Origin of the sequence: Brevibacterium sp. FME17, from assembly GCF_014897515.1 — a bacterium.
Taxonomy (GTDB): Bacteria; Actinomycetota; Actinomycetes; order Actinomycetales; family Brevibacteriaceae; genus Brevibacterium.
The window spans coordinates 1-23,307 of sequence record NZ_JABUYD010000012.1 but is presented as its reverse complement, the minus strand read 5'-3'; the positions used below and the strand labels follow the sequence as shown (position 1 = coordinate 23,307).

At 63.4% G+C, this 23,307-nt stretch carries 24 protein-coding genes; 12 read left to right on the top strand and 12 right to left on the bottom strand.

All coding sequences use genetic code 11. The features are described from left to right. Positions 1-94: 94 nt before the first annotated feature. A complete protein-coding gene (locus INT40_RS12060) occupies positions 95-886 on the bottom strand; it encodes a GntR family transcriptional regulator (protein WP_125187783.1) in 792 nt (263 codons plus the stop codon). Positions 887-1,225: 339 nt separating this feature from the next. Here INT40_RS12060 and INT40_RS12055 point away from each other — a divergent pair, with 339 nt between their 5' ends. From INT40_RS12055 to INT40_RS12030, 6 genes are read left to right on the top strand one after another with little or no spacing between them, the layout of a single operon-like run. Further along, entirely contained in the window at positions 1,226-2,365 is a 1,140-nt protein-coding gene (locus INT40_RS12055) for an ABC transporter substrate-binding protein (RefSeq protein WP_101571983.1), read from the top strand. Then, complete coding sequence (locus INT40_RS12050; RefSeq protein ID WP_101571981.1) at positions 2,362-3,291, top strand: ABC transporter permease; 930 nt, start codon at positions 2,362-2,364, stop codon at positions 3,289-3,291. Before INT40_RS12055 ends, INT40_RS12050 begins: the two co-directional genes overlap by 4 nt. Then, positions 3,276-4,196, top strand: a complete 921-nt coding sequence (locus INT40_RS12045) for an ABC transporter permease (RefSeq protein ID WP_096160314.1) — start codon at positions 3,276-3,278, stop codon at positions 4,194-4,196. The genes INT40_RS12050 and INT40_RS12045 overlap by 16 nt, the downstream gene beginning before the upstream one ends. After that, a complete protein-coding gene (locus INT40_RS12040; RefSeq protein ID WP_101571979.1) occupies positions 4,193-5,290 on the top strand; it encodes an ABC transporter ATP-binding protein in 1,098 nt (365 codons plus the stop codon). Before INT40_RS12045 ends, INT40_RS12040 begins: the two co-directional genes overlap by 4 nt. Continuing rightward, entirely contained in the window at positions 5,287-5,967 is a 681-nt protein-coding gene (locus INT40_RS12035) for an HAD family hydrolase (RefSeq protein WP_101571977.1), read from the top strand. Before INT40_RS12040 ends, INT40_RS12035 begins: the two co-directional genes overlap by 4 nt. A 9-nt stretch (positions 5,968-5,976) precedes the next feature. Then, complete coding sequence (locus INT40_RS12030; protein WP_096160317.1) at positions 5,977-6,891, top strand: endonuclease/exonuclease/phosphatase family protein; 915 nt, start codon at positions 5,977-5,979, stop codon at positions 6,889-6,891. 59 nt (positions 6,892-6,950) lie between these two features. Here INT40_RS12030 and INT40_RS12025 read toward each other — a convergent pair whose 3' ends face one another. Continuing rightward, positions 6,951-8,132 carry an FAD-binding domain gene (locus INT40_RS12025; RefSeq protein ID WP_193096152.1) on the bottom strand — a complete coding sequence of 394 codons (1,182 nt, stop codon included), beginning with the start codon at positions 8,130-8,132 and terminating at the stop codon, positions 6,951-6,953. A gap of 260 nt (positions 8,133-8,392) precedes the next feature. On the opposite strand from INT40_RS12025, the gene INT40_RS12020 reads away from it, so the two are divergent. Further along, positions 8,393-11,233, top strand: a complete 2,841-nt coding sequence (locus INT40_RS12020; RefSeq protein ID WP_101571972.1) for an ExeM/NucH family extracellular endonuclease — start codon at positions 8,393-8,395, stop codon at positions 11,231-11,233. A gap of 110 nt (positions 11,234-11,343) precedes the next feature. On the opposite strand, the gene INT40_RS12015 is transcribed toward INT40_RS12020, so the two are convergent. From INT40_RS12015 to INT40_RS12000, 4 genes are read right to left on the bottom strand one after another with little or no spacing between them, the layout of a single operon-like run. Further along, positions 11,344-12,510, bottom strand: coding sequence for a PrpF domain-containing protein (locus tag INT40_RS12015; protein WP_193096151.1), 1,167 nt, complete (start codon positions 12,508-12,510; stop codon positions 11,344-11,346). After that, the gene (locus INT40_RS12010; protein WP_101571969.1) at positions 12,507-13,787 is read right to left on the bottom strand and encodes an MFS transporter; all 1,281 of its coding nucleotides are present in this window, start codon (positions 13,785-13,787) and stop codon (positions 12,507-12,509) included. Before INT40_RS12010 ends, INT40_RS12015 begins: the two co-directional genes overlap by 4 nt. Before the next feature lie 56 nt (positions 13,788-13,843). Then, a complete protein-coding gene (locus INT40_RS12005; RefSeq protein WP_101571967.1) occupies positions 13,844-15,307 on the bottom strand; it encodes a benzaldehyde dehydrogenase in 1,464 nt (487 codons plus the stop codon). Positions 15,308-15,365: 58 nt separating this feature from the next. Then, a complete protein-coding gene (locus tag INT40_RS12000; protein WP_101571964.1) occupies positions 15,366-15,566 on the bottom strand; it encodes a hypothetical protein in 201 nt (66 codons plus the stop codon). Here INT40_RS12000 and INT40_RS11995 point away from each other — a divergent pair. Further along, positions 15,565-16,338 carry an IclR family transcriptional regulator gene (locus INT40_RS11995; protein ID WP_101571962.1) on the top strand — a complete coding sequence of 258 codons (774 nt, stop codon included), beginning with the start codon at positions 15,565-15,567 and terminating at the stop codon, positions 16,336-16,338. The genes INT40_RS12000 and INT40_RS11995 overlap by 2 nt on opposite strands. Positions 16,339-16,350: 12 nt before the next feature. Here the strand turns inward: INT40_RS11995 and INT40_RS11990 are convergent, their stop codons facing one another. Continuing rightward, complete coding sequence (locus INT40_RS11990) at positions 16,351-16,614, bottom strand: DUF2277 domain-containing protein (RefSeq protein WP_101572070.1); 264 nt, start codon at positions 16,612-16,614, stop codon at positions 16,351-16,353. 94 nt (positions 16,615-16,708) lie between these two features. Between INT40_RS11990 and INT40_RS11985 the strand changes: the two genes are divergently transcribed. Beyond that, a complete protein-coding gene (locus INT40_RS11985; protein WP_226831248.1) occupies positions 16,709-17,449 on the top strand; it encodes a GTP pyrophosphokinase family protein in 741 nt (246 codons plus the stop codon). Positions 17,450-17,474: 25 nt separating this feature from the next. On the opposite strand, the gene INT40_RS11980 is transcribed toward INT40_RS11985, so the two are convergent. Further along, a complete protein-coding gene (locus tag INT40_RS11980) occupies positions 17,475-18,038 on the bottom strand; it encodes a dihydrofolate reductase family protein (protein ID WP_101571960.1) in 564 nt (187 codons plus the stop codon). Between the two features lie 581 nt (positions 18,039-18,619). On the opposite strand from INT40_RS11980, the gene INT40_RS11975 reads away from it, so the two are divergent. Continuing rightward, positions 18,620-19,339, top strand: a complete 720-nt coding sequence (locus INT40_RS11975) for a type IV toxin-antitoxin system AbiEi family antitoxin (RefSeq protein WP_193096150.1) — start codon at positions 18,620-18,622, stop codon at positions 19,337-19,339. After that, positions 19,336-20,124, top strand: a complete 789-nt coding sequence (locus INT40_RS11970) for a nucleotidyl transferase AbiEii/AbiGii toxin family protein (RefSeq protein ID WP_193096149.1) — start codon at positions 19,336-19,338, stop codon at positions 20,122-20,124. The genes INT40_RS11975 and INT40_RS11970 overlap by 4 nt, the downstream gene beginning before the upstream one ends. Positions 20,125-20,216: 92 nt before the next feature. On the opposite strand, the gene INT40_RS11965 is transcribed toward INT40_RS11970, so the two are convergent. The 4 genes from INT40_RS11965 to INT40_RS11950 are packed head-to-tail and all read right to left on the bottom strand — an operon-like array spanning position 20,217 to position 22,289. After that, positions 20,217-20,810 (bottom strand): thiamine pyrophosphate-dependent enzyme, encoded by a 594-nt coding sequence (locus tag INT40_RS11965; protein WP_193071648.1) that lies wholly within the window; start codon positions 20,808-20,810, stop codon positions 20,217-20,219. Between the two features lies 1 nt (position 20,811). Continuing rightward, positions 20,812-21,354: a thiamine pyrophosphate-binding protein gene (locus INT40_RS11960; protein ID WP_193071649.1), complete on the bottom strand. Its 543-nt coding sequence runs from the start codon at positions 21,352-21,354 to the stop codon at positions 20,812-20,814. An 8-nt stretch (positions 21,355-21,362) separates the two neighbouring features. Next, positions 21,363-21,743, bottom strand: a complete 381-nt coding sequence (locus tag INT40_RS11955) for a VOC family protein (RefSeq protein WP_193071650.1) — start codon at positions 21,741-21,743, stop codon at positions 21,363-21,365. A 12-nt stretch (positions 21,744-21,755) separates the two neighbouring features. Continuing rightward, the gene (locus tag INT40_RS11950) at positions 21,756-22,289 is read right to left on the bottom strand and encodes an O-acetyl-ADP-ribose deacetylase (protein WP_101571950.1); all 534 of its coding nucleotides are present in this window, start codon (positions 22,287-22,289) and stop codon (positions 21,756-21,758) included. A 230-nt stretch (positions 22,290-22,519) separates the two neighbouring features. Here INT40_RS11950 and INT40_RS11945 point away from each other — a divergent pair. Next, a partial coding sequence (locus tag INT40_RS11945) for a class II glutamine amidotransferase (protein WP_193096148.1) occupies positions 22,520-23,307 on the top strand: 788 nt, incomplete at its 3' end.

Genomic DNA, 23,307 nt, shown 5'->3' with positions numbered 1-23,307 from the left:
TCTGACCCAGCCGATCGGTTGGCGGACGGCGGCTCTGATACCTCGGATCGAGGTGTCCGAGCCGCTGTCTGCTGTTCGGGTGTCGGCGACGAAATCAGAACCAGTTCGGTTCGTCGGCAGTCAGCCAGCTGATCGGGTTGACATTGCGACCGTTCGACATCGCCACGGACAGGATGTTGGCCAGATAGCGGTCTTCGGATATCTCCAACGGCCGCCCCGCGCTGTCGCGGCTGCGGCGCAGGTGGCGCAGCAGCGGTCGTCCGCGTGCAACCCCCAGCAGGTCTGCATCCTGCTGACCGCAGACGGTCGCCGAGAAGACGTGATCAGCACCGGCGAAGACGATCCCGTACTGCTGGGCGAGGCTGCGACTGACCGAGGCTGCATCGTTGGGAACCTTCTCGACCAAGTCGCCGAGATCCTCGGGGTAGCTCGTCCGTTCGACCATGACCTTCTCGCCGTCGAGTAGACGCACACGAAGAACCCGCAGCACACGGGCACGAGGATCGACTTTGAGTGCCGCGGCCGTCTCATCCCCCGCAATGCGCCAGCGCTGCTCGATGACCTGGCCGCCCGGGGTCCGCCCGTGCGCGCTGGCCCACTGAGCGAAGCTGCGGAACTCCTCAGCCACTGCCGCCGGCCGAGGCCTGCGCAGCACCATCTTGCGAGCTCCGCGCCGACCTCCCACGGTTCCCTCGCTGACCAGCAGTCGCAGCGCTTCGCGCACCGTGCCCGGTGCGACTTCGTACTCGGAGGCCAGAGCTGCTTCGGATTCGAGGCTCTGACCCACCTGCCGTGCCCCCGTGCGAATCGATTCGCGTATCTGCTCCGCGATCTGCTCGTACCGCGCTCCGCCGGATCCAGACGGCTGCAGTTGCGACTCGGTCACGCCTTCAGTCCTCCCATGATGTATTCCCAATAGAGCCAGCACGCTCAGCACTGCTGTCAGTGCCGTGCACCTACGCTACCGCAAGCTCCGAGCTGGCGATGGCCGCACGCACTGGAGCGTCACCGTCACCTTGTCTCGACGCTGTGAGCAGCCCGGCAGAGTTCATACGCACGGAATTTTCGCGGTTAGGCTCACTAGTGAGGATTATTCTACTCTTAGAACCTCACTAGTGATCTAGGTTGTCTATCTTCCATCTGTCCCCTATCGTGGGGATGGATCGAAGCACTTCGAATGAGAACACAATGCGCTTGCGCACAAGTCCGAAAGGCGAGTACGACGATGCTCAAACACACACGAAAGCTCACGGCTGCCCTCGCAGTGGGCGCTCTGGCCGCCCTGTCCGGCTGCGGTGACAGCGCCGAGTCCGAGGAATCGGCCAATTGGCGATCGGCGACGTCGGTCGAAGACGGCGGGGGCATGGACGCTCTCGTCGAGGCTGCTCAGGCGGAGGGATCACTCAATGTCATGGGCCTCTACCCCGACTGGGCCAACTACGGCGGGCTGCTCGACGCGTTCTCGGAGAAGTACGACATCGAGATCGACAACGACACCTCGACCGGCGCGAGCCAGGACCTCATCAACGCGGTCAAGAACAGGCAGGGGCAGGAAACCTCTCTCGACTACCTCGACACCGGCGAATCCTTCGCCGTCGACGCCGCAGAGGAGGGCCTGCTCGCCGAATACTATCCCGAGACCGCCGATGACATTCCCGAGAACATGAAGGCACCGGACGGCACCTGGTTCAACCACCTCGGCGGGACCATGGCCATCGGCTGTGACTCCGAGACCGTGAAGAAGTGCCCGAAGAGCTTCGCCGAGCTGCTCGAGCCCGAGTACAAGGGCAAGGTCGCCATGCGCGGCAACCCGACGACGGGCGAAGCCGGCTTCATGGCCGTCGTCGCCGCGTCCCTGGCCAACGACGGCTCGCTCGACGACATTCAGCCGGGCATCGACTACTTCGCCGAGCTCTCGGACAAGGGCAACCTCGTACCGACAGAGGCCGAGGCCGGAACGTTCGAGACCGGTGAGACGCCGATCGCCGTCAACTGGGACTACCTGCTCCTGCAGTGGGCGGACGACCTTGCTGACGGTGGGGTGGACATGTCGATCTCCATCCCGTCCGACGGCACCGTCGCCTCCTACTACGCGGCATCGATCAACGATGATGCACCACACCCAGCGGTTGCACGCCTGTGGCAGGAATTCGTCTTCAGCGACGAGGGACAGAACCTGCTGCTCGAAGGCTACGTCCTGCCCGGTCGCCTCGACGCCATGGTCGAAGCCGACACGGTCGACGACGATGCACTGTCGAAGCTGCTCGATGATGCGGTCGACCAGACGGCGCCGCAGCCGACTCAGGAACAGCGGGATTCGCAGCAGAAGGTCCTCGCTGACAACTGGGCGAAAGCTATCGGATGACCTCAGTTCCACAGTCATCGCCCCGCACCGCTGGGCCGGCCGGAGCAGGTTCCGCTCCGGCCGGCCCACGGCGCAGGCGAGCCCTCTCACCGGCCTGGACGGCCCTGGCACCGATCGCGGTCATCATCGTGCTGTTCTTCGTGATCCCGATCGGCGGAATGGTGGCGACCTCGCTCCTCGTTCCCGGCAGCGAACCCGGCACGAAGACCTTCGGCCTCGACAACTTCACCGCGCTGGGCTCGGGATCGCGTTCGATGGCCCTGGGCAACAGCCTCCTCCTGTCGTTCACCGCCGCCACCGTGGCCGCGATCTTCGGCGGTCTCTGCGCCTGGGCGATCTCGACCGTGAAGTCGAAGATCGTCGACTCCATCACCGCCGTCATCTCCAGCGTGCTGGCCAACGACGGAGGCGTTCCTCTGGCGTTCTCCTTCATCGTCGCCGTCGGCAACACCGGATACTTCACCGCGCTGATCACGGCGGTCGATTCGACCTTCACGCTCTACAGCGTCAAGGGTCTGATCCTCATGTACCAGTACTTCCTCATCCCCACGATGATCCTTCTCACGCTTCCCAGCTTCGTCTCGCTCAGACAGCAGTGGCGTGAGGCCAACACGTCGTTGGGCGGCACCAGCCTGACCTTCTGGCGCCGTGTCGGACTGCCTGTGATCACTCCCGCCCTGCTGGGTGCCTGGCTGCTCATGTTCGGTTCCGCCTTCGGCACCCACGCCTCGGCAGCAGTGCTCATCGGCACGGGAGGCTTCCCCCTCATCCCGCTCGAGATCGCCGGACAGCTCGCCGGTTCTGCAGCCACCGGCGGAGAAGGAGTGGCGATGGCCCTGGGCGTGACGACGGGAGCGATCGCCGTGATCGTCCTCATCGCCTACAACGCATTGATGAAGAGGAGCGCCAAGTGGCTGAACACCTGAACAGCTCCCCGCGGATGAAGAGATTCTTGGCGTGGCTGCCGCTCGCGGCGCTGGCGATCTTCATCCTCACTCCGCTGCTGAGCTCGCTGATATATTCGTTCTTCCGCGCCGACGGCAGCTTCACCACGTCCGGGCTCACCGGCCTGGCCGACTCCGGAAAGATCGTGGCCCCGCTCATGCGCAGCCTCGTCGTGTCCGTGCTCGCCGCCGTCATCCTCGTGGTCACGCTGGTTCCTGCAGTCGTCGCCGTCCACCTCTGGGCGCCTCGGCTGCGGTCGGTGCTCAGCATCCTGTGCACCCTGCCTCTGGTCGTGCCGGCCATCGCGATCGTCGCCGGACTCTCAGCAGTGCTGCGCAGCCTGGCGGCTCAGGGCCGGGGCAGCCTCGGCATGCAGCTGAATACGATGTTGCAGTCGCAGGATCTGCCGCTCGTGCTCGTCGGCACCTACGTCATCCTATGCCTGCCCTTCACATTCCGATCGATCGACGCGGGGCTGTCCACCCTGCCGCTGCGCACGCTCTTCGAGTCCTCATCGATCCTCGGCGCCGGGCTCGGGACCACACTGCGGCGGGTCATCATTCCCAACATCCGAGGACCGGTGATGTTCTCGGTCTTCTTCACCTTCGCCCTGTCCATTGCGGAGTACACGGTGGCCGCGACTCTGTCGATCAACACCCTGCCGGTCTTCCTCAATACACTCTCAAGCACGAACTTCCGCGGTTCGATCACCCTGTCCGTGCTGCTCAACCTCACCACATGGCTGCTGCTGGCTGCCGCCACCGTGAGCGCCTCGCGCTTCGGCCATCGACCGAGCGCTGTCAGCGAGCACGATGAGCCCGAAGCCGATGAACCGGCCGTCTCCCAGGCCGCCGGTGCTTTTCGAAAGGACGATGAGACCCCATGACCACTGCGGATAACCGCCCTCGCCCATCACGATCGGGCATCGAACACACAGATGAGCCCGAAGCCGTGCGCTTCGAACACGTCAACAAGTCCTACGGCGGCACCGAGGTGCTCAACGACTTCAACATCGACATCGAAGCGGGCAGCATGGTCAGTTTCCTCGGACCGTCCGGCTGCGGCAAGACGACGACCTTGCGCATCCTCGCCGGTTTCGAACCGGTCAACGGAGGAGATGTCCTCGTCGGCGGCGAATCCGTCCTCAAGCTGCCACCCAACAGCCGCGACATGGGCATGGTGTTCCAGAGCTACAGCCTGTTCCCCAATCTCGGGGTCAGCGACAACATCGAATACGGCCTGCGGATCCGCAAGGTCGACGCCGGAGCACGCCGTCGACGCACCGAGGAGCTCCTCGAGATCTGCGGCCTGACCGGAATGGGCGCCCGCTTCCCGCATCAGCTCTCTGGCGGGCAGCAGCAGCGTGTCGCTCTGGCCCGCGCGCTGGCCACTCAGCCGAAGGTCCTGCTGCTCGACGAGCCGCTATCCGCACTCGACGCTTCGGTCCGCTCCTCGCTGCGTGATGAGATTCGTCGAGTGCAGCAGGCGCTGGGCACGACGACGGTCTTCATCACCCATGACCAGGGAGAGGCTCTGGCGATCGCCGACCGCGTGGCGGTGATGAACGACGGCAGGATCGAGCAGTACTCCGCCCCGCACGAGGTGTATTCGTCTCCGGCCACTGCCTTCGTCGCCCGGTTCGTCGGCTCGATCAACGAATTCGCCGTGGGCCAAGACTGGACGATTCGCGACCGTCTTCCCATCGAGCCCGCACCGGATCACACCGTCTTCGTCCGTCCCGAGAACCTGTCGATCACTTCTGCCGCGGACGGCTTCCTCGAGGTCAAGCACAGCACCTACACCGGCGAGCGCACAATGGTCCACCTCGGGCTGCCCGGAGACCACAAGGCGCGGTGGGCGGCCTCCCTGGCCTCGGTCGACGCCGATGACTTGCGACCCGGCATGCGCATCGATGCCTCGGTCACCGCTGAACCCGCGCTGCGCCTGGACCGGAACGACGCCGAAGGAGTCCCCGCATGAGCGACTCCATCACCGGATTCTCCGGTGCCGTCTTCGACTGCGACGGCATCCTCGTCGACTCCGAAGCCCCCTGGATCGACCTCATGGCCGGTTACCTGACATCGATGTCCGCCAGTGGCCTCTCGCCCGAGGACCTGCGCGGACTCACCGCGGACGAGGCTGTGGCCCGACTTCAGCGCATTCACGAGGCACTCGGCTCGCCCAGCGATGTCCAGCCGCCGACGGCAGCCGAGGTCGACCGCGCCTACAGCGCCGCCCTCGAGCACGTCGCCGCTCCCATGCCCGGCGCTCCCGAACTCGTGGCCTCATTGTCAGGGACCATTCCGATAGCTGTGGCCAGCAACGGCCGAGGCGAGGACGTCCGCGGACTCCTCGAACGTGCCGGAATGCTCGACTTCTTCGACGCCATCATCACGATCGACGACGTCGACCAGGGCAAACCGGCACCGGACCCCTACCTTCTGGCTGCTCGACGGCTCGGGCTCTCCGCCTCGACGGTGGTCGCCTTCGAGGACTCACCGGTCGGGTCACAGGCAGCGCACACGGCCGGATGCACGGTGATCGGAGTCAACAACGATCCCAGCATCGAGCTGGCAGGCGAGGTGCGACTGCGCCACTTCGCGCAGCTGCGTTTCGATCCCCGAACCCGTTCGCTGCTCATCGACATCGAGCATTGAGGAGATGCCATGCCCACTTCGACCACATTCACCCTGCAGACGTGGAACGTCTGGTACGGCGGCCGCGAAGTCGACTTCGGCCAAGAGAAGCAGTACGCGATCGCTGCGCAGTTCCCAGCAGACGTTCTGGCGCTGCAGGAATGCTGGGGCAGCGCCGCAGAGAACCTGGCACCGAAGATCCTCGCAGACCATGCGCAGCGGGGATGGGACACGGCTGTGCTCAGCTCCGGACAGCTGACGGTGGTGGAAACCAGCACGCTGCCCTATGCCCAGGCAGCACTCGTGCGTCCGCTGCCGGACTCGCCGCAGATACTCGTCTGGTCCGTCCACCTCGCGCCGTACCCCTATGCGGTCTACCGAGCTCTGCAGGGGGAAGGACAGGACGTCGCCGATGCCGAGGAGGCACCACGCCTCGAGCAGATCGAAGAGATCCTGTCCGAGACCGACCGTATCTGCGGCCAGGACGGTCAGGCCGATCTGCCCGTCGTCATCTGCGGTGATTTCAATACCCCGTCCACCGGGGACTGGTCGGCGCGCACTGATCGACCCGATATCGCGTGGCGCTCGCCCGACGCACTGCTGGCGGCCGGGTTCACCGACACCTTCCGCGCGGTGCACTCTGACCCTGTCGCCTCTCCGGCCGATACATGGTCTCCGATCGAGCCGCTCACCCACGCGGGTCATCAGGAGAAGCCCGAACCGGGCCGCGCCGACGGTGCCGAGCCCCGTGATCGGATCGACTTCATCTTCTCGCGCGGCCTCGACGTCGTCGACAGTGTGATGCGTGGCTGCAGCGCCGAAGGTCTGATCGAAGACGGCTTCGTCGATGTCGGCGGACGCTGCGAACTCATCCCGAACCAGCGGCAGAACCGTTTCCCGTCCGATCATCAGCTCGTCGAAACACGGTTCACTTTCCCGGCCTGAGCGGTTCCCTGCGCGATCGGCGCGTGCCACTCCGTCGATCGTGTACATACGCTGAAGCCTCAGCGGCCCGGCCACGTGGGAAGGCCGGCCTGGTCCCGCAGACTGCGCCCCAGCATCAAACCGGCCAGCGGTCGGATGTTCATGAGTTTCATTCCGACCGAGCGCAGCAGCAGGTCGCGGCGATTCGCTGGAGCGAAGACGATTCCGAGCCCATGGGCCGCGTCCTGCTTGCTGGCTATCATCGGCATCAGCCGACGTTCGTATGCGTCGAAGGCTCGGCGATGGTCCCCCGGTGTGGCAGCCAATTCGGCCGCCAGCACATAGGCTTCGACCATCGCCAACGCCGATCCCTGACCGGCCAACAATGACGGACTCGCCGCGGCGTCGCCGATCAGTGCGACTCTGCCGCTGGTCCATGAGGGCATCCGGATCTGATTCGCCCGATCTAGGTAGAGCGTTCGTGCCCGCGGCAGCTCGTGAAGAATCGCCGGGATCTCCCATCCTGCCTCTGCCAGGCTGGAACGAAGGAGGTCCCGTTGTGCATCGAGATCATCAGTGGGAACCGGGCCCTGATGCCGGAAGGTCAGCATGAACATCGTCAGGTCATCACGCAGCGCGACACGGATCGCCTGGAACCCGACTTCAGCATGCAAGACGGCGACGAGTTCATCGCGTGGGCGGTAGCCGTCGACATCGAACGCGGCGACGGCGATCCCGAGGTCTCGCTCGAACCGCGACTCCTCACCGAAGATCAGTTCACGGACGCGTGAGTGCAACCCGTCCGCACCGACCACGAGGTCGAATTCCCGTGGGGCAGCATGCAAGAACTCGATATGGACGCCTCGCTCCCCCTCGGTGAGTCGGGCAACGGTGTCCCCGAAGATCGTCTCGACGCCTCCTTCGAGGCTGTCATGGATTGCAGCGGCGAGGTCTGAACGCAGAATGCTGACGTATCGGCCACTTGTTCCCGCAACGAACTGCTGGGGGTCGAGCGACGCAATCCGGTGCCCATCTAGGGCGACATCGCGAGCCTCTGCGAGCGGGTAGCCCTCGCGTCGCAGTCGAGGCACAAGGTCCATCCGCTCTGCCACATCGAATCCAGTACCCCAGAAATCGATGAGATAACCACCTCGACGCAGCCCGTGTGATCGCTCGAGGAGCGTGGGCTGATGCCCCGCTTTCTGCAGCCAATGGGCCACCGTGGAACCAGCGATCCCGGCGCCGACGACGAGCACACGCATCTTCTGCCTCCCTGCAGACTGATGATCAGATCACCAGTTTAGATCTCCCGGAGCCAGCGCGGACTGGCTGTGTCCAAGCCGACGTTCGTGTTGGCAGGGTCTCATATGTAGTAGTCTCGATCACACCAGAGCACCCAGCGTTCTCTTGCAGAGTTCACACTTCGTTCACATGTCTGCCATAGACGTCAGCGTGGACAGCGATACGGTGCTTGTGTCTGCGCCGTGATCTCTCGCGACGCTTGAGAATCCGAAAGGCTCCTATGACAGTCTCCAAGACGGCTTCATCGTGCGCGGCGCTCAGCCTCGTCGCGGCAATCGGCCTCACGCTTCCCCCAGCACCGGCAACCGCTGCCGAAGATCCGCACATCAGCGAAATCGGCTACACGCTCGACACTGACTTCATCGAGATCGCAGCCGAGCCCGGCACCGACGTCTCGGGATGGACGGTCGGTTCCGTCACTCGCGGCGGCAGTGTCCAAGCGGCGGAGAACATCACCACCGTTCCTGCCGGCACCACCGTAGGCGAGGCCGGCGCGCTGGCGGTCGAGGTGCCGATCACGAACTCCGTGAAGTCCGGGAATGCCGCCGACGGCAGCTACGGCTCCTCGGCCTTCGCCATCGATGACGACGGCATGCTCGTGGACTTCGAACAGGTCGGCGGCGTGACCGACGGCAAGGGTGTGACGGGTAAGTCGAACAAGAACACCCCCGACGCCGTCGTCGGCGAAGAGGCCTCTCCCACGGGAGCCACCGCCGCGGGCGGACAATCCATCCAACTCATCGACGGCACCTGGTCCTCCGCGGCGCCGACTCCGGACGCGCTGCCCGGTGATGATGGTGAAGACGGCGGCAACTCCCCTGTGCCAGAGGATGTCACCCCGATCGCCGATATTCAGGGCACCGGCGATGCAAGCCCCCTGCAAGGCGAGACCGTCAGGACCCGCGGCATCGTCACAGCGTCGTACCCGAGCGGCGGGCTGAACGGATACTACGTGCAGACGCCGGGCACAGGCGGTGCCGAGGATGAGACTCCGGGCGCCTCGGACGGCGTCTTCGTCTACTCCCCTGACACAGTCGCTGATGTCAGCCTCGGCGACCATCTTGAACTGACCGGCTCGGTCTCTGAACACTACGGGCAGACTCAGATCTCCGTCAGCAACAAGGGAATGACGGTCCTGGATGAGCCCGCCGAGGCGGTCAAGCCCATCGAAGACGCGTTCCCTGACGACGCTTCCGCCCGTGAAGCCCTCGAAGGCATGCTGCTGCAGCCCACCGGTGAGCTGACCGTGGCCGACAATTACAACACGAACGCCTACGGCGAAGTGGTGTTGGCCACCGGCGACGGAGCCCTCCCCCAGCCCACCGAAGTCGCCCGACCGGGAAGTGCAGAGGCCAAGGCCGTCGAAGCCGAGAACCTCAAACGTGAGGTCATCCTCGATGACGGTGCGAGCGTCAACTACCTCGAAAACGACAAGGACACTGTCGTCCCGTATGTCTCGAACGACGAACCGATGCGCGTCGGCGCTCAGGTAACGATGACCTCGCCGGTGGTGCTCGGCTTCGATCACGAGAAGTGGCGCTTCCAGCCCACCACCCGCCTGACCGGCGACAACGCCGAGGCGATCCAGCCTGCCAGCTTCACCGACACCCGCACCGATGCACCAGAGGACATCGGCGGACAGGTCAGTCTGGCCAGCTTCAACGTCCTCAACTATTTCACCACGACCGGCGATCAGCTCTCCGGCTGTGACTACTATGACGACCGCGAGGGCAACCCGATCACCGTTCGCGGCGGCTGCGATGCCCGTGGTGCTGCCAACGCGGAAAGCCTCAAACGCCAGGAGACGAAGATCGTCACGGCCATCAGCAAGCTCGATGCTTCAGTCGTCTCTCTCATGGAGATCGAGAATTCCGCGGCGTTCGGCGATGATCGCGATGATGCACTTGAGACTCTTGTGCAGCGCCTCAACGAGTCTGCCGGAGAAGACAAGTGGGACTTCGTACCTTCCCCCGCCACGGTGCCGGAAGATGAGGATGTCATCCGCACGGCTTTGATCTATCAGCCCGCCGAGGTGGCCACGCAGAACGATTCCACGATCCTTGACGACCAGGATGCGTTCTCCAACGCCCGCGAGCCCCTCTCGCAGGCGTTCGCACCCAAGGACGAGTCCGGTGAGCTTGAGACCGACAAGACCTTCGTGACGATTTCGAACCACTTCAAGTCCAAAGGTTCGGGCTCAGGCGAAGGCAACGAGGACAGTGGTGACGGACAAGGAGCGTCGAACGCTGATCGGGTGAAGCAGGCGACTTCGCTGGTCAAGTTCGCAGGCAAGCAGCAGGAGGCCGCCGACAGCGACTTCGTCTACATGCTCGGCGACTTCAATTCCTACACTCAAGAGGACCCGATGCAGGTCTTCTACGAGGCAGGGTTCAAGGACGTCGCAGCCGAGAAGACAGACAAATCCACCTATGTGTTCAAGTCCCGCACCGGCAGTCTCGACCACGTGCTGGCATTGGACGCTTCAGGCTCGGGGGCTCAGTCGAAGTCGAGGTCCGAGGCTCAGGCGGATGTGCCGTCGAGCGCTTTCGATGCAATCACCGGTGCCGATGTCTGGAACATCAACTCGGTCGAAGCTCTGGCACTCGAATACAGCCGCTTCAACTACAACGCGGGCGACTTCTACGCTCCGGATCAGTTCCGTGCCTCCGATCACGACCCTGTCATCGTCGGGCTCTTCGAACCCGAGGACGAAGATGGAAGCGACGGTGCAGCGGCCTCGGGTGAGGCTGATGTGGGTGCCGCCTCCGACGACGGGGCTGATGCAGGTGCCAACGGCGCTGACTCTGATGCTTCTGCAAGTGCGAATTCCGCCAGCGACTCGAGTGGCTCATCGACGGCCGCGGCAGACGGTTCCACTGGTTCTGGTGCGAGCGGCTCCTCGGACGCGGCGGCAAGCGATGCTGGCAGTCATGCCGGCGGCGATCTGCCGCGCACCGGTACTGATCCAACGCTGATCATGTCGATTGCGGCCGGGCTTATCATCATCGGCGCAAGCATTGTGCACATCGTGCGCAGGCGGAAGCTGGGCGAGCGCAGCTAGCCCACGGCGCTGGGCGCCGCGCACCCAGCCGGCCGTGAGCCGGACCAGCAATTGTGAGGGAGAATGACCTTGATTCTACGATCAGAAATCAAGGTTCTTCTCCCTCACCTTCAGCTCTCTACTGCAACCTGGCCGCGCATGAGCACGCGGGCAGTGCGGAACAGGGAGGCCGCCGTCACGGTCTTCTGCGCTTCGTCCCAGACCGCGGAGGCGGTGACCACGCCCGATGGTGTGCCGAGACGCACCTCCGGGCCAGGCACAGAATGCTCGGATCTGTGGATTATTCCGTAAACGATTGTTCCGGAGATCTGCGCGGCAGCTGCCAAACACATTGCTCCAGTACCCGGTACCGCTTTGTGGGTCTGGCCCATCGAGATCATGCGCACGACGACATCGGAATCGGCCGCAGCCAAGGTGGTGCCGTCGAGCAGGGTCGTCGGCTCCGGCGAGGTGACGACCGCGACCTTCGGTACGACCTGTGGAGCTGTCTCCGGCGACTCGCACAAGCCCATCCGCACCGCCGCCTTGCGCCGCAGCTCCTCGATCATCAGGGTCGAATGACGGTTGGCGTCGATGGACTCCGGAGACTCATCACCGTTGAGACCGATTGCCGCCGCGGGCACGATGACCACCGGCAGCGACGCATCGACCATGGAAACGTCGAACATGGCTCCGTCGACGTCGATCGATTCAGAGGACACTCCGGTTGGCAGGAGCCCCGAAGTGCGGCTGCCGGCAGGATCCGGGTAGATGAGTTCGATCGGCGCTCCGGTGCCGCTGACACCGGTGAGTTCGAAATCGCCCGCAACGGAGGCCTGGCCATCGACGACGGTGAGACCGACGTCGACGAGCTTGCCGGTATTCGTATTGAACAGACGGAACACATGCCACCCGTCGGCGGCCGAGATGATCTCGGCGATGAGAGCGAAGGGCACGACACCCGATGACAGATTTCCGCAGTTGCCGGAATAGTCCACGGCCGCCTCGGCGACATCGACCTGACCGAAGGTGTAGTCGAGATCCACACCCTCACGGTCCGAGGCGGATACCACCATCACCTTCGACAGCGACGAAATCCCGCCGCCCATCCCGTCGAGCTGACGACCAAAGGCATCCGGGGAGCCCAGCGCGGAGCAGAAGATCGCATCCCACGCCGAGGTGGTCCCATCGGGCCCCGGTCCCGGCACCGAGTCCAGCGTCGGCAGTGCATCGGCGCGGAAGTAGAGCCCCTTGCTCGTACCTCCGCGAACGAACGCGGCATCGATCCAGTGTGTCATCGGCCCGCGGGGTCCACGGTCTTGGGCACGATGACCATGGCCACGAAGCCGAGGACAGCGACGACCGCGAAGAGGTAGAAGCCCCACGGGTAGGCGATGCCAGCGGTGACGAGGGTGCCGGTGATGAACGGGCCGACGATGGCGCCGAGGCGGCCGACGGCCGAGGCCATGCCCAACGCCGTTCCGCGTGCGGTGGGTGGGTAGATCGCGGAGACGAATGCGTAGACGAGGACCTGGGCGGAGAATACGAAGACTCCGGTGATGAAGACGGCGATGTTGAGCAGGATCTGGCTCGTCATGGGAATGCTGAGCACGGCGAGGAAGACTGCTGCCAAGATGAACCACATCAGCACGATCGGCTTGGTGCCGTGCTTGTCTGCCAGCCAGCCGGCCATGACGAGACCGACGACGGCGCCGAGGTTGAGTACGAGCAGCATGACCAGGGAGTCTGAGACTTCGTAGCCGGCGTCGGCCATGATCTTCGGCAACCAGGTGTTGAGTCCGTAGACCAGCAGCAGACCCATGAAACTGGCGGCCCAGACGCCGATCGTGACCAATTTGAAGCGGCCCACGAACAGTCCCGCCATTCCAGTCTTCGGCGCGAGGACAGTCGCGTCTGCGGTTGCGGCCGTGGCTTCGGCTGGACGTGACTTCGCGGCCTGGGCGTCGACGAATTCCTGGGATTCGGGCAGCTTCCACCACAGCAACGGGACGAGGACGAGTCCGGCGACACCGCCGGCGATGAAGAGCAGGTGCCAGTTGTGGGAGTAGAAGACGGCGAGCAGAGAGATCGCCACGGCGCCGGCGTGGTAGCCGGTCATCGTCAGCGTCGTCGCTTTGCCGGTCTTGCCCGATTTGTTGTGCTCGCTGATGTAGGCGAGGCAACCGGGCATCACGGCGCCCAGGGCGAGTCCGGCAATGAACCGGAAGGTTGTGAACAGTGCGACGTTCGGGGAGAACGCGACGAGAATCGTGAAGATGGAGAAGACGAGGACGCAGACGAGGATCGTGTAGCGGCGTCCGACGCGGTCGGCGATCGGCCCCACCGCCGCAGCACCGAGGCCCACACCCACCAAGCTCAGGGTCGCGACGAGGGTCGCGGCCTCCGCGGTGAAGCCGATGGCGTTGGTCGCCAGAAGCTCAGGGATCACGGCCCCGAGCACGACGAGGTCGAAGCCTTCGAGGGCGACGGCCAGCCAGCACAGGATCGCCGGCCAACGGGTATCGGTCGCGCGAGCTGTGGTGGCAGCGCCAGTGGGTGAAGCAGGTGTGGACATCGATGTCTCCGGTCGTTCAGGGGTTCGAGCAGTACGTTTGTCGATAAATCATCAGGTCAGAAGGGGTACGGTGCGATCTGCGAGCGCATCGTGACCCACTGCGTTTCGGTGAAGGCCTCGATATTGGCATCGGCCCCACCGAAGCGGGATCCATTGCCGGAATCCTTGGTGCCGCCGAAGGGCACATTCGCCTCATCGGAGACGGTCTGCTCGTTGATGTGGACTTTGCCGGAGTCGACGAGATCGGCCAGTTCGATGGCCATGCCCACATCGCCGAGGATGCCCACGGACAGACCATATTCGCTGGCATTGACGAGTTCCGCGGCCTCTTCAAGCGTCGAGAATCGACTCACGGGCGCCACAGGTCCGAAGATCTCCTGCGTCCAAGCTGGGTTCGAGGGGCTCAGGTCCGCGAGCACCGTCGGTGGCACGAAGGCGCCTTCACCGGTGCCACCGGCAACGAGTCGTGCACCGTCGGCCTGGGACTTGTCGATGATGTCGCGGATGTTCGTCCGCTGGTGATCGTCGATGATCGGCCCCAGTGCGACCTCCTCGGTGGCGGGATTGCCCACGGGCAGGTTCCTGGCGCGCTCGGCCAGCTGTTCGACGTATTCGTCGTAGATGGAATCGTGGACGAGGTGGCGGCCGGTGGTCATGCAGATCTGTCCCTGGTGCATCCAGGAACCGAAGGCCCCTGCCGAGGTGGCCGGACCGACCTCTGCTCCGGGAAGGACGACGAGTGCATTGTTTCCACCCAGTTCCAGGTGGCAGCGCTTGAGGAGGCGCCCGGCGGACTCGCCGACCTTGCGCCCGGCTGCGGTGGATCCGGTAAAGGAGATGACAGAGACCTCGGGAGCAGAGACCACGGCTTCGCCGGCTTCCCGGCCTCCGGGCAGAACCTGCAGGAGACCCTCGGGAAGACCCGCCTCGGCGAAGATGCGGGCCAGGCTCACTCCTCCGCAGACTGCGGTACGTGGGTCCGGCTTGAGCAGGACCGCATTTCCCAGGGCGAGTGCCGGGGCAACCGAGCGGATCGAGAGGATGAGTGGGAAGTTGAATGGTGCGATGACGGAGACGACTCCGGCGGGCACCCGGCGGGAGAACGACCAGCGGGGTTCGTTCGAGGTCAGGACCTGCCCCTTGGGATGGCTGGGCAGGGCGGAGGATTCGTAGCAGATCTGCTCAGCAGAGCTTACTTCCAGACCTGCCTTGGCTGGGATTCCACCGGATTCGCGGACGATCCAGTCGGCGAGCTCCTCGGCATGTTCGGCCCACAGCGCACCGGCTCGGCGGAGGACGGCTGCACGTTCGGCAGGTGGTGTCTTCGCCCATTCCTTCTGGGCCGCGGCCGCACGAGTGGCGGCTGCATTCACGTCGTCGGCGTTCGCAGCGCTCAAGCGCCCCAAGGTCTGGCCTGTGGCGGGTTCGATGACGTCATAGGACTCGTCTGCGCCGTTCGTCCACGCGCCGGTGAAGATCTTGCCGTGCCACTGGGTGCCTAGGAAACTGTTCTCGCTCATGACGTTCTCCCCTGTTTCTGCTCTGCTCGGGTTGTGACTGTGATGACTTCAATGTAGGTCAGCCCCCGTGCCCACGGGAACGATCGGCCGCCTCGGCGATCGGGTGCTGGGCTGCCGCTCCTTCGAGGTCGGCCTTTCGGGCACAGCTGATGCGCGTGGCTGCCACACCTATCGCCACAATAGTGATGCGGACCACGCGGAGCCATCGGTGATCCATTGATTGAGAATACGCCAGTTCTCCGGCTACGATTGCGGCCATGGCGAACTCTCAATCGGGCGATTCCATGATCGATCGGCTGGTCCGGGTCCTCGGCTCTTTCGACCCCGATCATCAGAGCCTGAGCACCGACGAGCTCTCCGCACGAGCAGCCTTGCCGAAGTCCACGGCCTACCGGCTGATCAACGACATGATGCGACACAACCTGCTGCAGCGTGACCCCAACGGGCGGCTGCGAATCGGCGTGGGAATGTGGGAGCTGTCGAATCGCGCCTCCGACGCCGTCGACCTGGCCTCCGTGGCCAGACCGCATATGATGGCCGTCCACGATTTCGTCGGCGAAAACACTCAGCTGGGGATTCTGCGCGAGCGTGAGGTCCTCATCATCGAGCGAATGTCGAAGCCGACTGCCGTCATCCACCGCTCGAAGACTGCCGGGAGGCTTCCCGCCCATGCCTCGTCATGCGGACTGGTACTGTTGGCGCACGCACCGAAGCATGTGCGCGAAGCGTACCTGCGGGGCCCTCTGGCTGCGATCACCGAGAAGACGACGACCGATCCGAGCGTGCTGCGGAAGATGCTGGCCTCGATCCGGACCTATCACTTCGCAGAACTGGTCGGTCATATCGATGACGGCACCACTGGAATCGCGGTGCCCGTGTTCGACGGCAATGGGCTGACGATCGCCGGCCTCGGCGTCGTCGTCGATTCCGAGCACCACGTCGGCGGGCCGGCGATCATGCAGGCCCTGCGCACCGCCTCGGCGGGGATCACGAAGGATCTCGAGGCTGCGGGCAAGACTGTGATGGACTGATCTCCCGGCTCGTCACGCGCGGGCTTCGTATCTGGCTCGTCGCTTCTCGGCCTCGACTTCTCTGTTCTTCGCCGGGGCGTTGGTCACCAGCGCATCGAGGAGGTGCTGAGTGGTATGGGCAACCTCCTCGACGGCCCGGTCGAAAGCCTCGGCGTTGGCCTGGGAGGGCTTCGTCGTACCCACGATCTTGCGCACGTACTGCAGTGCCGCGGCATGCACTTCGTCCGAGGTGGCGTGGGGTTCGAAATTATGAAGGGTTCTGATGTTCCTGCACATGGCCCAACGGTACGCCGCGGGACTGACACGAGATAGGTCTCTGCCGCCGATAGACTGGCGAAGCGTCCCCGCAACAACCCAGTCTTGGAGAATGATGACCGACCAACTCCCTCCCCCGAACACGGCGGTGACTCCTGGCCAAGTGGCGAGCGTGCGAGCTCTGCGACACGACTTCTCCCGCCTGCTCATGGAACACCGCTTCGTCATCGACGAGCTTCTGACCAAGATCTCGATCCTCAGCGAAGAGACCTCCCACACGCACAGCTACAACCCGATCGAGCACATCACATCGAGGGTGAAGTCGCCGCGGAGTCTGCTGGAGAAGGTCAATCGCCGCGAGCTTCCCCTCGACTTCGATGTGATTCGCACGAAGATCACCGACATAGCCGGTATCCGCATCACCTGCAGCTTCATCGCCGACACCTACCACGTGCTGAAGATGCTGACCTCGCAGAACGATGTCCGGGTCGTCCAGATCAAGGACTACATCACCCACCCGAAGCCCAACGGCTACAAGAGCCTGCACGCGATACTCGAGGTGCCCGTGTTCCTCAGCTCAGGTCCGACCCCGGTGATCTGCGAGGTTCAGATCCGCACGATCGCCATGGACTTCTGGGCCAGCCTGGAACATAAGATCCACTACAAGTTCGCCGGCGAAGTTCCCGATCGGCTCGTCGAGGAACTCACACAGGCTGCCGAGGTGGCCGGCCAGCTCGATCGCAAGATGGAGCAGCTGCACGCCGAGGTCCACGACAGCGAACCGGGCAGCACCGATGAGGATTTCGACGAGGAAGCCCTGCGTATCCTGTGGGAGCTGAGTTCACGACAAGAGTGAGCTCACCCGATGCGGCAGCAGAACACTACCGACGCTTCGGACGAAATGTGCGAAACCAGGCATCGTTGTTGGCCTCATCCTCTGCGACGAGTTCCCAGTAGACGCGTCTGCCACCGGGAACGTCGAAGATTCTCGTGCCATCGCCGAGGAACACCGGCGCGACGAACATCTGCATCTCGTCGATCAGGTCGCCTTCGAGCGCCTGGCGGCCGATGTCGGCGCTGATTATCTGTATGTCACGATCACCCGCGATGAGCTGGGCACGGTCGATCGCCTCGGCGATGGAACAATTCAGGGCGGTGACGGCCGAGTTGTCTGCCAATTCCTCGGGTCGGTGGGTGAGGATGAACTCTGTGCCTTCCCAGGCCCCGCCGTAAGCCTCGGAGGTCAGTTCGTCGCGTTCATCCGCCTGAGCCTTCGCAGCGTCATAGCCACGGCGCCCGGAAATGATGACAGCCACCTGGGACGCAAGGTCCTCAACGGTGTCTTCAGCCAGTGAGCCGAGACCGGACATCCAGGACATGTCGTGGTTCGGCCCGGTGATGAACCCGTCGAGTGAACTCGTGAAACCCCACGTGACTTTTCCCATCACTCCCCTTTGAGTCGTCGATGCAATCAGTATGACGGTCATTGAGCCGCACTGCTACGGCTCATGTCGAAATTTGCGGCTCGGTTCCCAATTGAACTCACGTCCATCCCAATGGCTGTGTTCGTACCTGTGATTACAGGTGATGTGAAGAGCAAGGTCGATCAGATTTGGAACTCCTTCTGGTCAGGTGGGATATCGAACCCCTCAAGATGATCGTGCAGATCGCTTCTCCGCAGGATGTTCAATTTTTCCACATGTTCAAGTATCCTGAACATATGGATCCGATTGAACATAGGAGTCAAGATGCCCCCGCGTTCATCGAACGGGCTGTCAGTCATCTCGCTGCGTTGGGCATGCGCGTCGGCTGGTCCGGTCATGCGGACGAATACGGGCAGGCCGTTTCAGGAACACTGACAGTCCAAAACGGAGGACGACCTCACAAGTTCTCAGCAATTGCGAGCCCATCGAACTCAAAAGCAGACGTCGCTATGTTCCCTCATGATCGAGATACGGTCTTGATTTCAGAGCGAGTCACGCAAGCACGTGCGCAGCAGCTCAAAGATCGGGGGTGGGGAGGTTACGTGGACTCCTCGGGAAATGCTTCACTGCGCGGAGAGGGCTTGGTCATCGAGATCGCGGGCCAACGCAATGGTGATTCGGCTCAGCAGGCCGCGACTACAGCGCCTTTCACCCGCGCGGGGCTACCTGTGACGTTCTCACTTCTTGCCGCCCACGAGCATTTCGGCAGCACGCCCACTCAGCGAGCCCTGGCTGACAGTTCTGGAGCTTCCTTGGGAACGGTCAACCGTGTGATCAAGGCACTGCGCGAGCGCACCCCACCCGTGCTGGAGGGAAAACGCAATGAGCTGTTGAGAAGATCTGCTCTGGAACACGAATGGATCTCGGCGTACTCGGCGATGCAGCACACTGTCTGGCCCGAAGAACGTTTTACCAGCGACATCTGGAAGAAGCCTTCAGATCTGCTCGACGTATCTCTTCCACCGGCTGCGCTGTTCGGCTCGGAAATCGCCGCCGCCCGCCTCGGTGCACCGATCCGGCCGGCATCCGTACTCATCCACCTCGGCGGTAACGCCAGCGACCGGCGAGAGCTGATCCGACAGGGGAGGCTCCGCAAAGACGAGCGCGGGATGATCCGAATCCGGCCAGCTATCTGGAGCCACCCACCGGTGCCATCGCTCGATCAGACGTCCCCTCGCCTCCTTGTTCGCGCCGATCTGCTCCTTGAAGACGATCCTCGTGTCGACGAGATCAGAACTCAGTTCTTTGGTGACGACCGTTGATCGATCTCTTCGGACACAACGACGTCCCGGTGCCCGAAGAGGTCCTCGCCGAACTTGGCGTTGCCTGCAAGGAGTCTAACGTCGAAATGCTCGTCATCGGCGCAGCCGCTCGCGATCTCGTCATCCACTCTCAGCAGCAGACAGAGCCCATACGCGCCACAGATGACGTCGATATCGCTGTTGCGGTCCGCACCGACGAACAGTTTCTCGAACTCGCCGGAACCGTTGCTCGCAGGGGCAAAGCACCTCACAAGCTCAAAGTTCTCGGAGTCGAGGTCGACATCGTTCCGTTCGGCGGCGATGAAGCCGATCGCACTGTGACATTCACAGACGGCAACCTTCTCGATGTCACTGGGCTTCAAGAAGCGCACTCGACCTCCGTCTCGGTGCGCATGCCGCAAGGAACCGAAGTGCAAGTTGCATCCCCTGCCGCTCTGACTGCACTCAAGATTCTCGCCTGGCATGATCGCCACACTGACAACCCCAAGGACGGACTGGACCTCGCCGTAATCCTCAATGCGCTCTCTGAAAGTCCATTCGATGACGAGGTCTGGGACGACGACGAAGCACTTGACGCTACCGATGCCGACATCATCACAGCGGCCAGTTACCACTACGCCCACATCGCGGCCCGGCCCTTCTCACAGCATGACGGGATGGCCGTGCTCGACATCATCCGCGATCCGGCACAGAGACAGATGCTGATCCGTCACATGCGGAACTCGCTTGCCGGTGAACTCCTTACCGCCTATAGCCGAGGTTTCGAAGCCGGCCTCGGCCATTGACGACATACCAGCTGTCTCCTGTTCGTCCGATCTGGCAGGATGATCAGAATCGCACCGAACTCATTGACGGCGGTTACACCACGGTCTGATCTTCACCTGGTCCCACTGCCCCGTGCCAGTCTGGGTCTCAGCCATCCTTGGAAGCGGTGGGCGAGGACGACCGAGTCGACGAGGAGTTTGGGGATGTCGGCGGCATTACCTGCCTCGATGCTCGCATGCAGCAACGTCGGACCACTCGTTGTCAGTAGGCGGTCGAATTCGGTGCGCAGCTGTAATTCATCCGCGGCTCGGCCGACGGTCCAGCCTGCGGCCTCGGCGATGGCACCGAGGTCGACGCGTGAAGAATACGTCGGCAGGCCTGCGGTGGAACCGTAGACCTTATTGTCGAGGACGATGAGGAGCAGCTTCTCGGGACCTAAGAATCCCCCTGTGGGCAGAACATTCGGGTTCATCAGCAGGGACCCATCACCCTCGATCCCGATGACCTTGGGCAGATCTGAGTCCTTCGCCGCCAGAGCGAGGCCTGTGGTGATGGAGCCGACGAGGCCCATCGAGTCGAGGACGTAGAAGTGGTTGTCCCGGTTCTCCAAGGACGCCAGCTCACGGCTGGTCGCGGCACATGTCACGACGACGGGCAATTCGGCGGTCAGTTCGTTGAGGACTTCGAGTGCTTCGATGCGCTTCATCTCAGGCCACCCTCCCATCGGTGTTCCAGAAGGAACCGAGCACGACGACCGGACGGTAGGTCATACGGGCGTGGACACCCGCCTCGGCGACAGTCTGCTCCCAATCCTCGGACGAGGATCGGCGGTCGAGTTCGAGGACTTGGAGTCCTACCGTGCGCAGCACCGTCGGCATTGGCCGGCTGATCGAGTGGATCATCGAGTTGTACTCCCCCGGGCCGCCACGGGTGTTGGCGAAGATGAGCAGCGGCAGGTGGTAGGACAGCGAGAACGTCGTCAGGGCCGTGAGGCTGTTGCCGAAGCCGTTGTCCTGCATGACGACGGCCCCGAACTTCCCCGCCAACGGCAGAGCCCCGAGCACGCCGATCGCTTCCTCTTCACGCGAGAGCGGCTTCACTCGCTCCGAGATTCCGGCTCTCCCTCCATCGGCAGTGACCAGATGGTCGATGACGGGCGCGATGGTGACTGAGGGGATGTAGCCGATGAGATCGGCGCCTGCACCCCAGATCCCATCGGCGACGGCTTGCGTATATGACTTCGTTGTCACGGATTTCCTCATTCCCTGTCTTCGGTGACGTCCTCGGGGACTCTGTGCGCGGTGATGTTGATGATGTTGCCGTCGGGGTCGCGGACGAAGAATCGCGTCACGCCCCATTCCTCGGTGACGAGCGGATGGACGATGTCCAAGCCGCGATCAACCGCCTCGGCGTAGGCAGCATCGATGTCATCGACCTTGAGCGAGAGCACCGGGGTGACTGGAGCGGTCGCGTCCTCGGTGACGAGCTGGACATGCGCTCCAGTCTCCGCCGAGGTGAAGCGGGCCACCCAGCCCAGGTTGAACTCCTCGGTACCCAGGCCGAGGAAATCTTCGTAGAAACCTCGGGCCGCGTCGATGTCGGAGACCAGAATGTCGGGGATGACGTCGTGGACCTTCATCGTCTCTACCTTTCACCATTGATCGTGGTCGAAGACCTGGCAGAACACGCTCGTCATCGAATCGCTGAAGAGGACGAAGACCACCTCGGCGATCTGCTCCCAGCGCCTGCGCTCCCGACCGTCGACGATGACGGAATGGGCCGCCTCGGCGACATCTCGGGCCGACCAGCCGTAGACTCCCCCGCCGATGGCGGGGACAGCCACCGAGGTGGCGCCGAGGTCCTCGGCTGCGTTGAGGCTGGATTCGAAACAGGACTCAAGCACCTCGGGATCGGCCTCGCCCTGGTGACGATTCGGGCCGACGGTGTGGATGACCCACTTGGCCTTGAGCGCGCCAGCGGTCGTGGCGACGGCCTGACCTGCGGGAAGTCCGCGCGGGTAGCTGGTCTGGCGGACCTCGCGACAGGCTTCGAGCAGTTCGGGTCCGGCCGCCTTGTGGATGGCTCCATCGACGCCGCCGCCACCCAACAGACTTGAGTTGGCGGCATTGACGATCGCGTCCACGGCAGCCTCGGTGATATCTCCCTCGAGTACCGTGATCTTCATGGTCCGAGTCTAGTGAGCCGGCGAGGACTGCAACAGGGGATGACGTTGATAATGGAAGTGTCTTCTCCTCCTACCTGTGTGCACCGGCACTTCTTATTAACACTTCGCCGCCTAAGTGTTAATAAGACAGACGATCTGATCGAACTGCTTGGGAAGGGTCAGGCGTACGCTGGAATGACGTAGCCGCCTCGACTAGGCAGACGGTCTTCTGCGGAAGGAAACGACGAACCATGTGCAGACTTCTCGGCTATATCTCCCCCCTCCCGGCGAGCGCGGCGGACCTCATCGGCGCCGAGGAATGTCGACAGTGGCAGAACCTGGGCCGCCTCCATGCCGACGGCTGGGGCACCGCCTGGATCCGACCGGAAGCTGATTCAGCCGAATCAGCCCGCCCGCAGGGAACCACCTCGGGCACCTTCGACATGGAACCCGATGTGCAGGACACCGTGTCTCGGGGAGGACGTCTGGAAAGGTATCGCACCCCGCACGAGGGAGCCGATGACCCTCATCTCACGGAAGTCCTCACCGCCCGCCCGACGGTCGCGCGGATCGCTCACCTGCGCATGGCCACGCACGGAGCGGTCGACCTCACCGAGAATTCGCACCCGTTCCTCGCCGACAACATTGCCCTGGCGCACAACGGGTCCATCCACCCGATAGAACGCCTCCGCAAATACGTCCCGAGTGCCGAGGTTGAACGCATCGGTGGAACCACGGACACTGCGATCCTCTTCGCTCTCCTGCTGCGACGTGTGGCCGAAGGGGAGAGCCTCTTCGAAGCCACCATCGCGACCGTGCGGATGCTGCGCGCAGACTTCGATCATCCGGGGATCAATCTGCTAATCCTCAGAGCGGAGGATATGATCGTCGTCCATGCCACCGCGGGAACACCGATTCCGTATAAGAACTTCGACACTTCGGGCACCGGCGGCGAGCTGCCGCCTGACCACAAGGATCACTACTTGCGGCCGTATGGTTTTGTGAGACAGGTTTTAAGGAGCACTCACAAACATGACCA

Bases quoted from the DNA above. Each gene is read 5' to 3' on its own strand.
- INT40_RS12050 (WP_101571981.1), top strand. From the start codon at position 2,362: ATGACCTCAGTTCCACAGTCATCGCCCCGCACCGCTGGGCCGGCCGGA.
- INT40_RS12055 (WP_101571983.1), top strand. From the start codon at position 1,226: ATGCTCAAACACACACGAAAGCTCACGGCTGCCCTCGCAGTGGGCGCT.
- INT40_RS12020 (WP_101571972.1), top strand. From the start codon at position 8,393: ATGACAGTCTCCAAGACGGCTTCATCGTGCGCGGCGCTCAGCCTCGTC.
- INT40_RS11965 (WP_193071648.1), bottom strand. From the start codon at position 20,810: ATGAAGCGCATCGAAGCACTCGAAGTCCTCAACGAACTGACCGCCGAA.
- INT40_RS12025 (WP_193096152.1), bottom strand. From the start codon at position 8,132: ATGCGTGTGCTCGTCGTCGGCGCCGGGATCGCTGGTTCCACGGTGGCC.
- INT40_RS12035 (WP_101571977.1), top strand. From the start codon at position 5,287: ATGAGCGACTCCATCACCGGATTCTCCGGTGCCGTCTTCGACTGCGAC.
- INT40_RS12010 (WP_101571969.1), bottom strand. From the start codon at position 13,787: ATGTCCACACCTGCTTCACCCACTGGCGCTGCCACCACAGCTCGCGCG.
- INT40_RS11980 (WP_101571960.1), bottom strand. From the start codon at position 18,038: ATGGGAAAAGTCACGTGGGGTTTCACGAGTTCACTCGACGGGTTCATC.
- INT40_RS12040 (WP_101571979.1), top strand. From the start codon at position 4,193: ATGACCACTGCGGATAACCGCCCTCGCCCATCACGATCGGGCATCGAA.
- INT40_RS12015 (WP_193096151.1), bottom strand. From the start codon at position 12,510: ATGACACACTGGATCGATGCCGCGTTCGTTCGCGGAGGTACGAGCAAG.
- INT40_RS11990 (WP_101572070.1), bottom strand. From the start codon at position 16,614: ATGTGCAGGAACATCAGAACCCTTCATAATTTCGAACCCCACGCCACC.
- INT40_RS11995 (WP_101571962.1), top strand. From the start codon at position 15,565: ATGGCGAACTCTCAATCGGGCGATTCCATGATCGATCGGCTGGTCCGG.
- INT40_RS12030 (WP_096160317.1), top strand. From the start codon at position 5,977: ATGCCCACTTCGACCACATTCACCCTGCAGACGTGGAACGTCTGGTAC.
- INT40_RS11950 (WP_101571950.1), bottom strand. From the start codon at position 22,289: ATGAAGATCACGGTACTCGAGGGAGATATCACCGAGGCTGCCGTGGAC.
- INT40_RS11955 (WP_193071650.1), bottom strand. From the start codon at position 21,743: ATGAAGGTCCACGACGTCATCCCCGACATTCTGGTCTCCGACATCGAC.
- INT40_RS11985 (WP_226831248.1), top strand. From the start codon at position 16,709: ATGACCGACCAACTCCCTCCCCCGAACACGGCGGTGACTCCTGGCCAA.
- INT40_RS12005 (WP_101571967.1), bottom strand. From the start codon at position 15,307: ATGAGCGAGAACAGTTTCCTAGGCACCCAGTGGCACGGCAAGATCTTC.
- INT40_RS12000 (WP_101571964.1), bottom strand. From the start codon at position 15,566: ATGGCCGCAATCGTAGCCGGAGAACTGGCGTATTCTCAATCAATGGAT.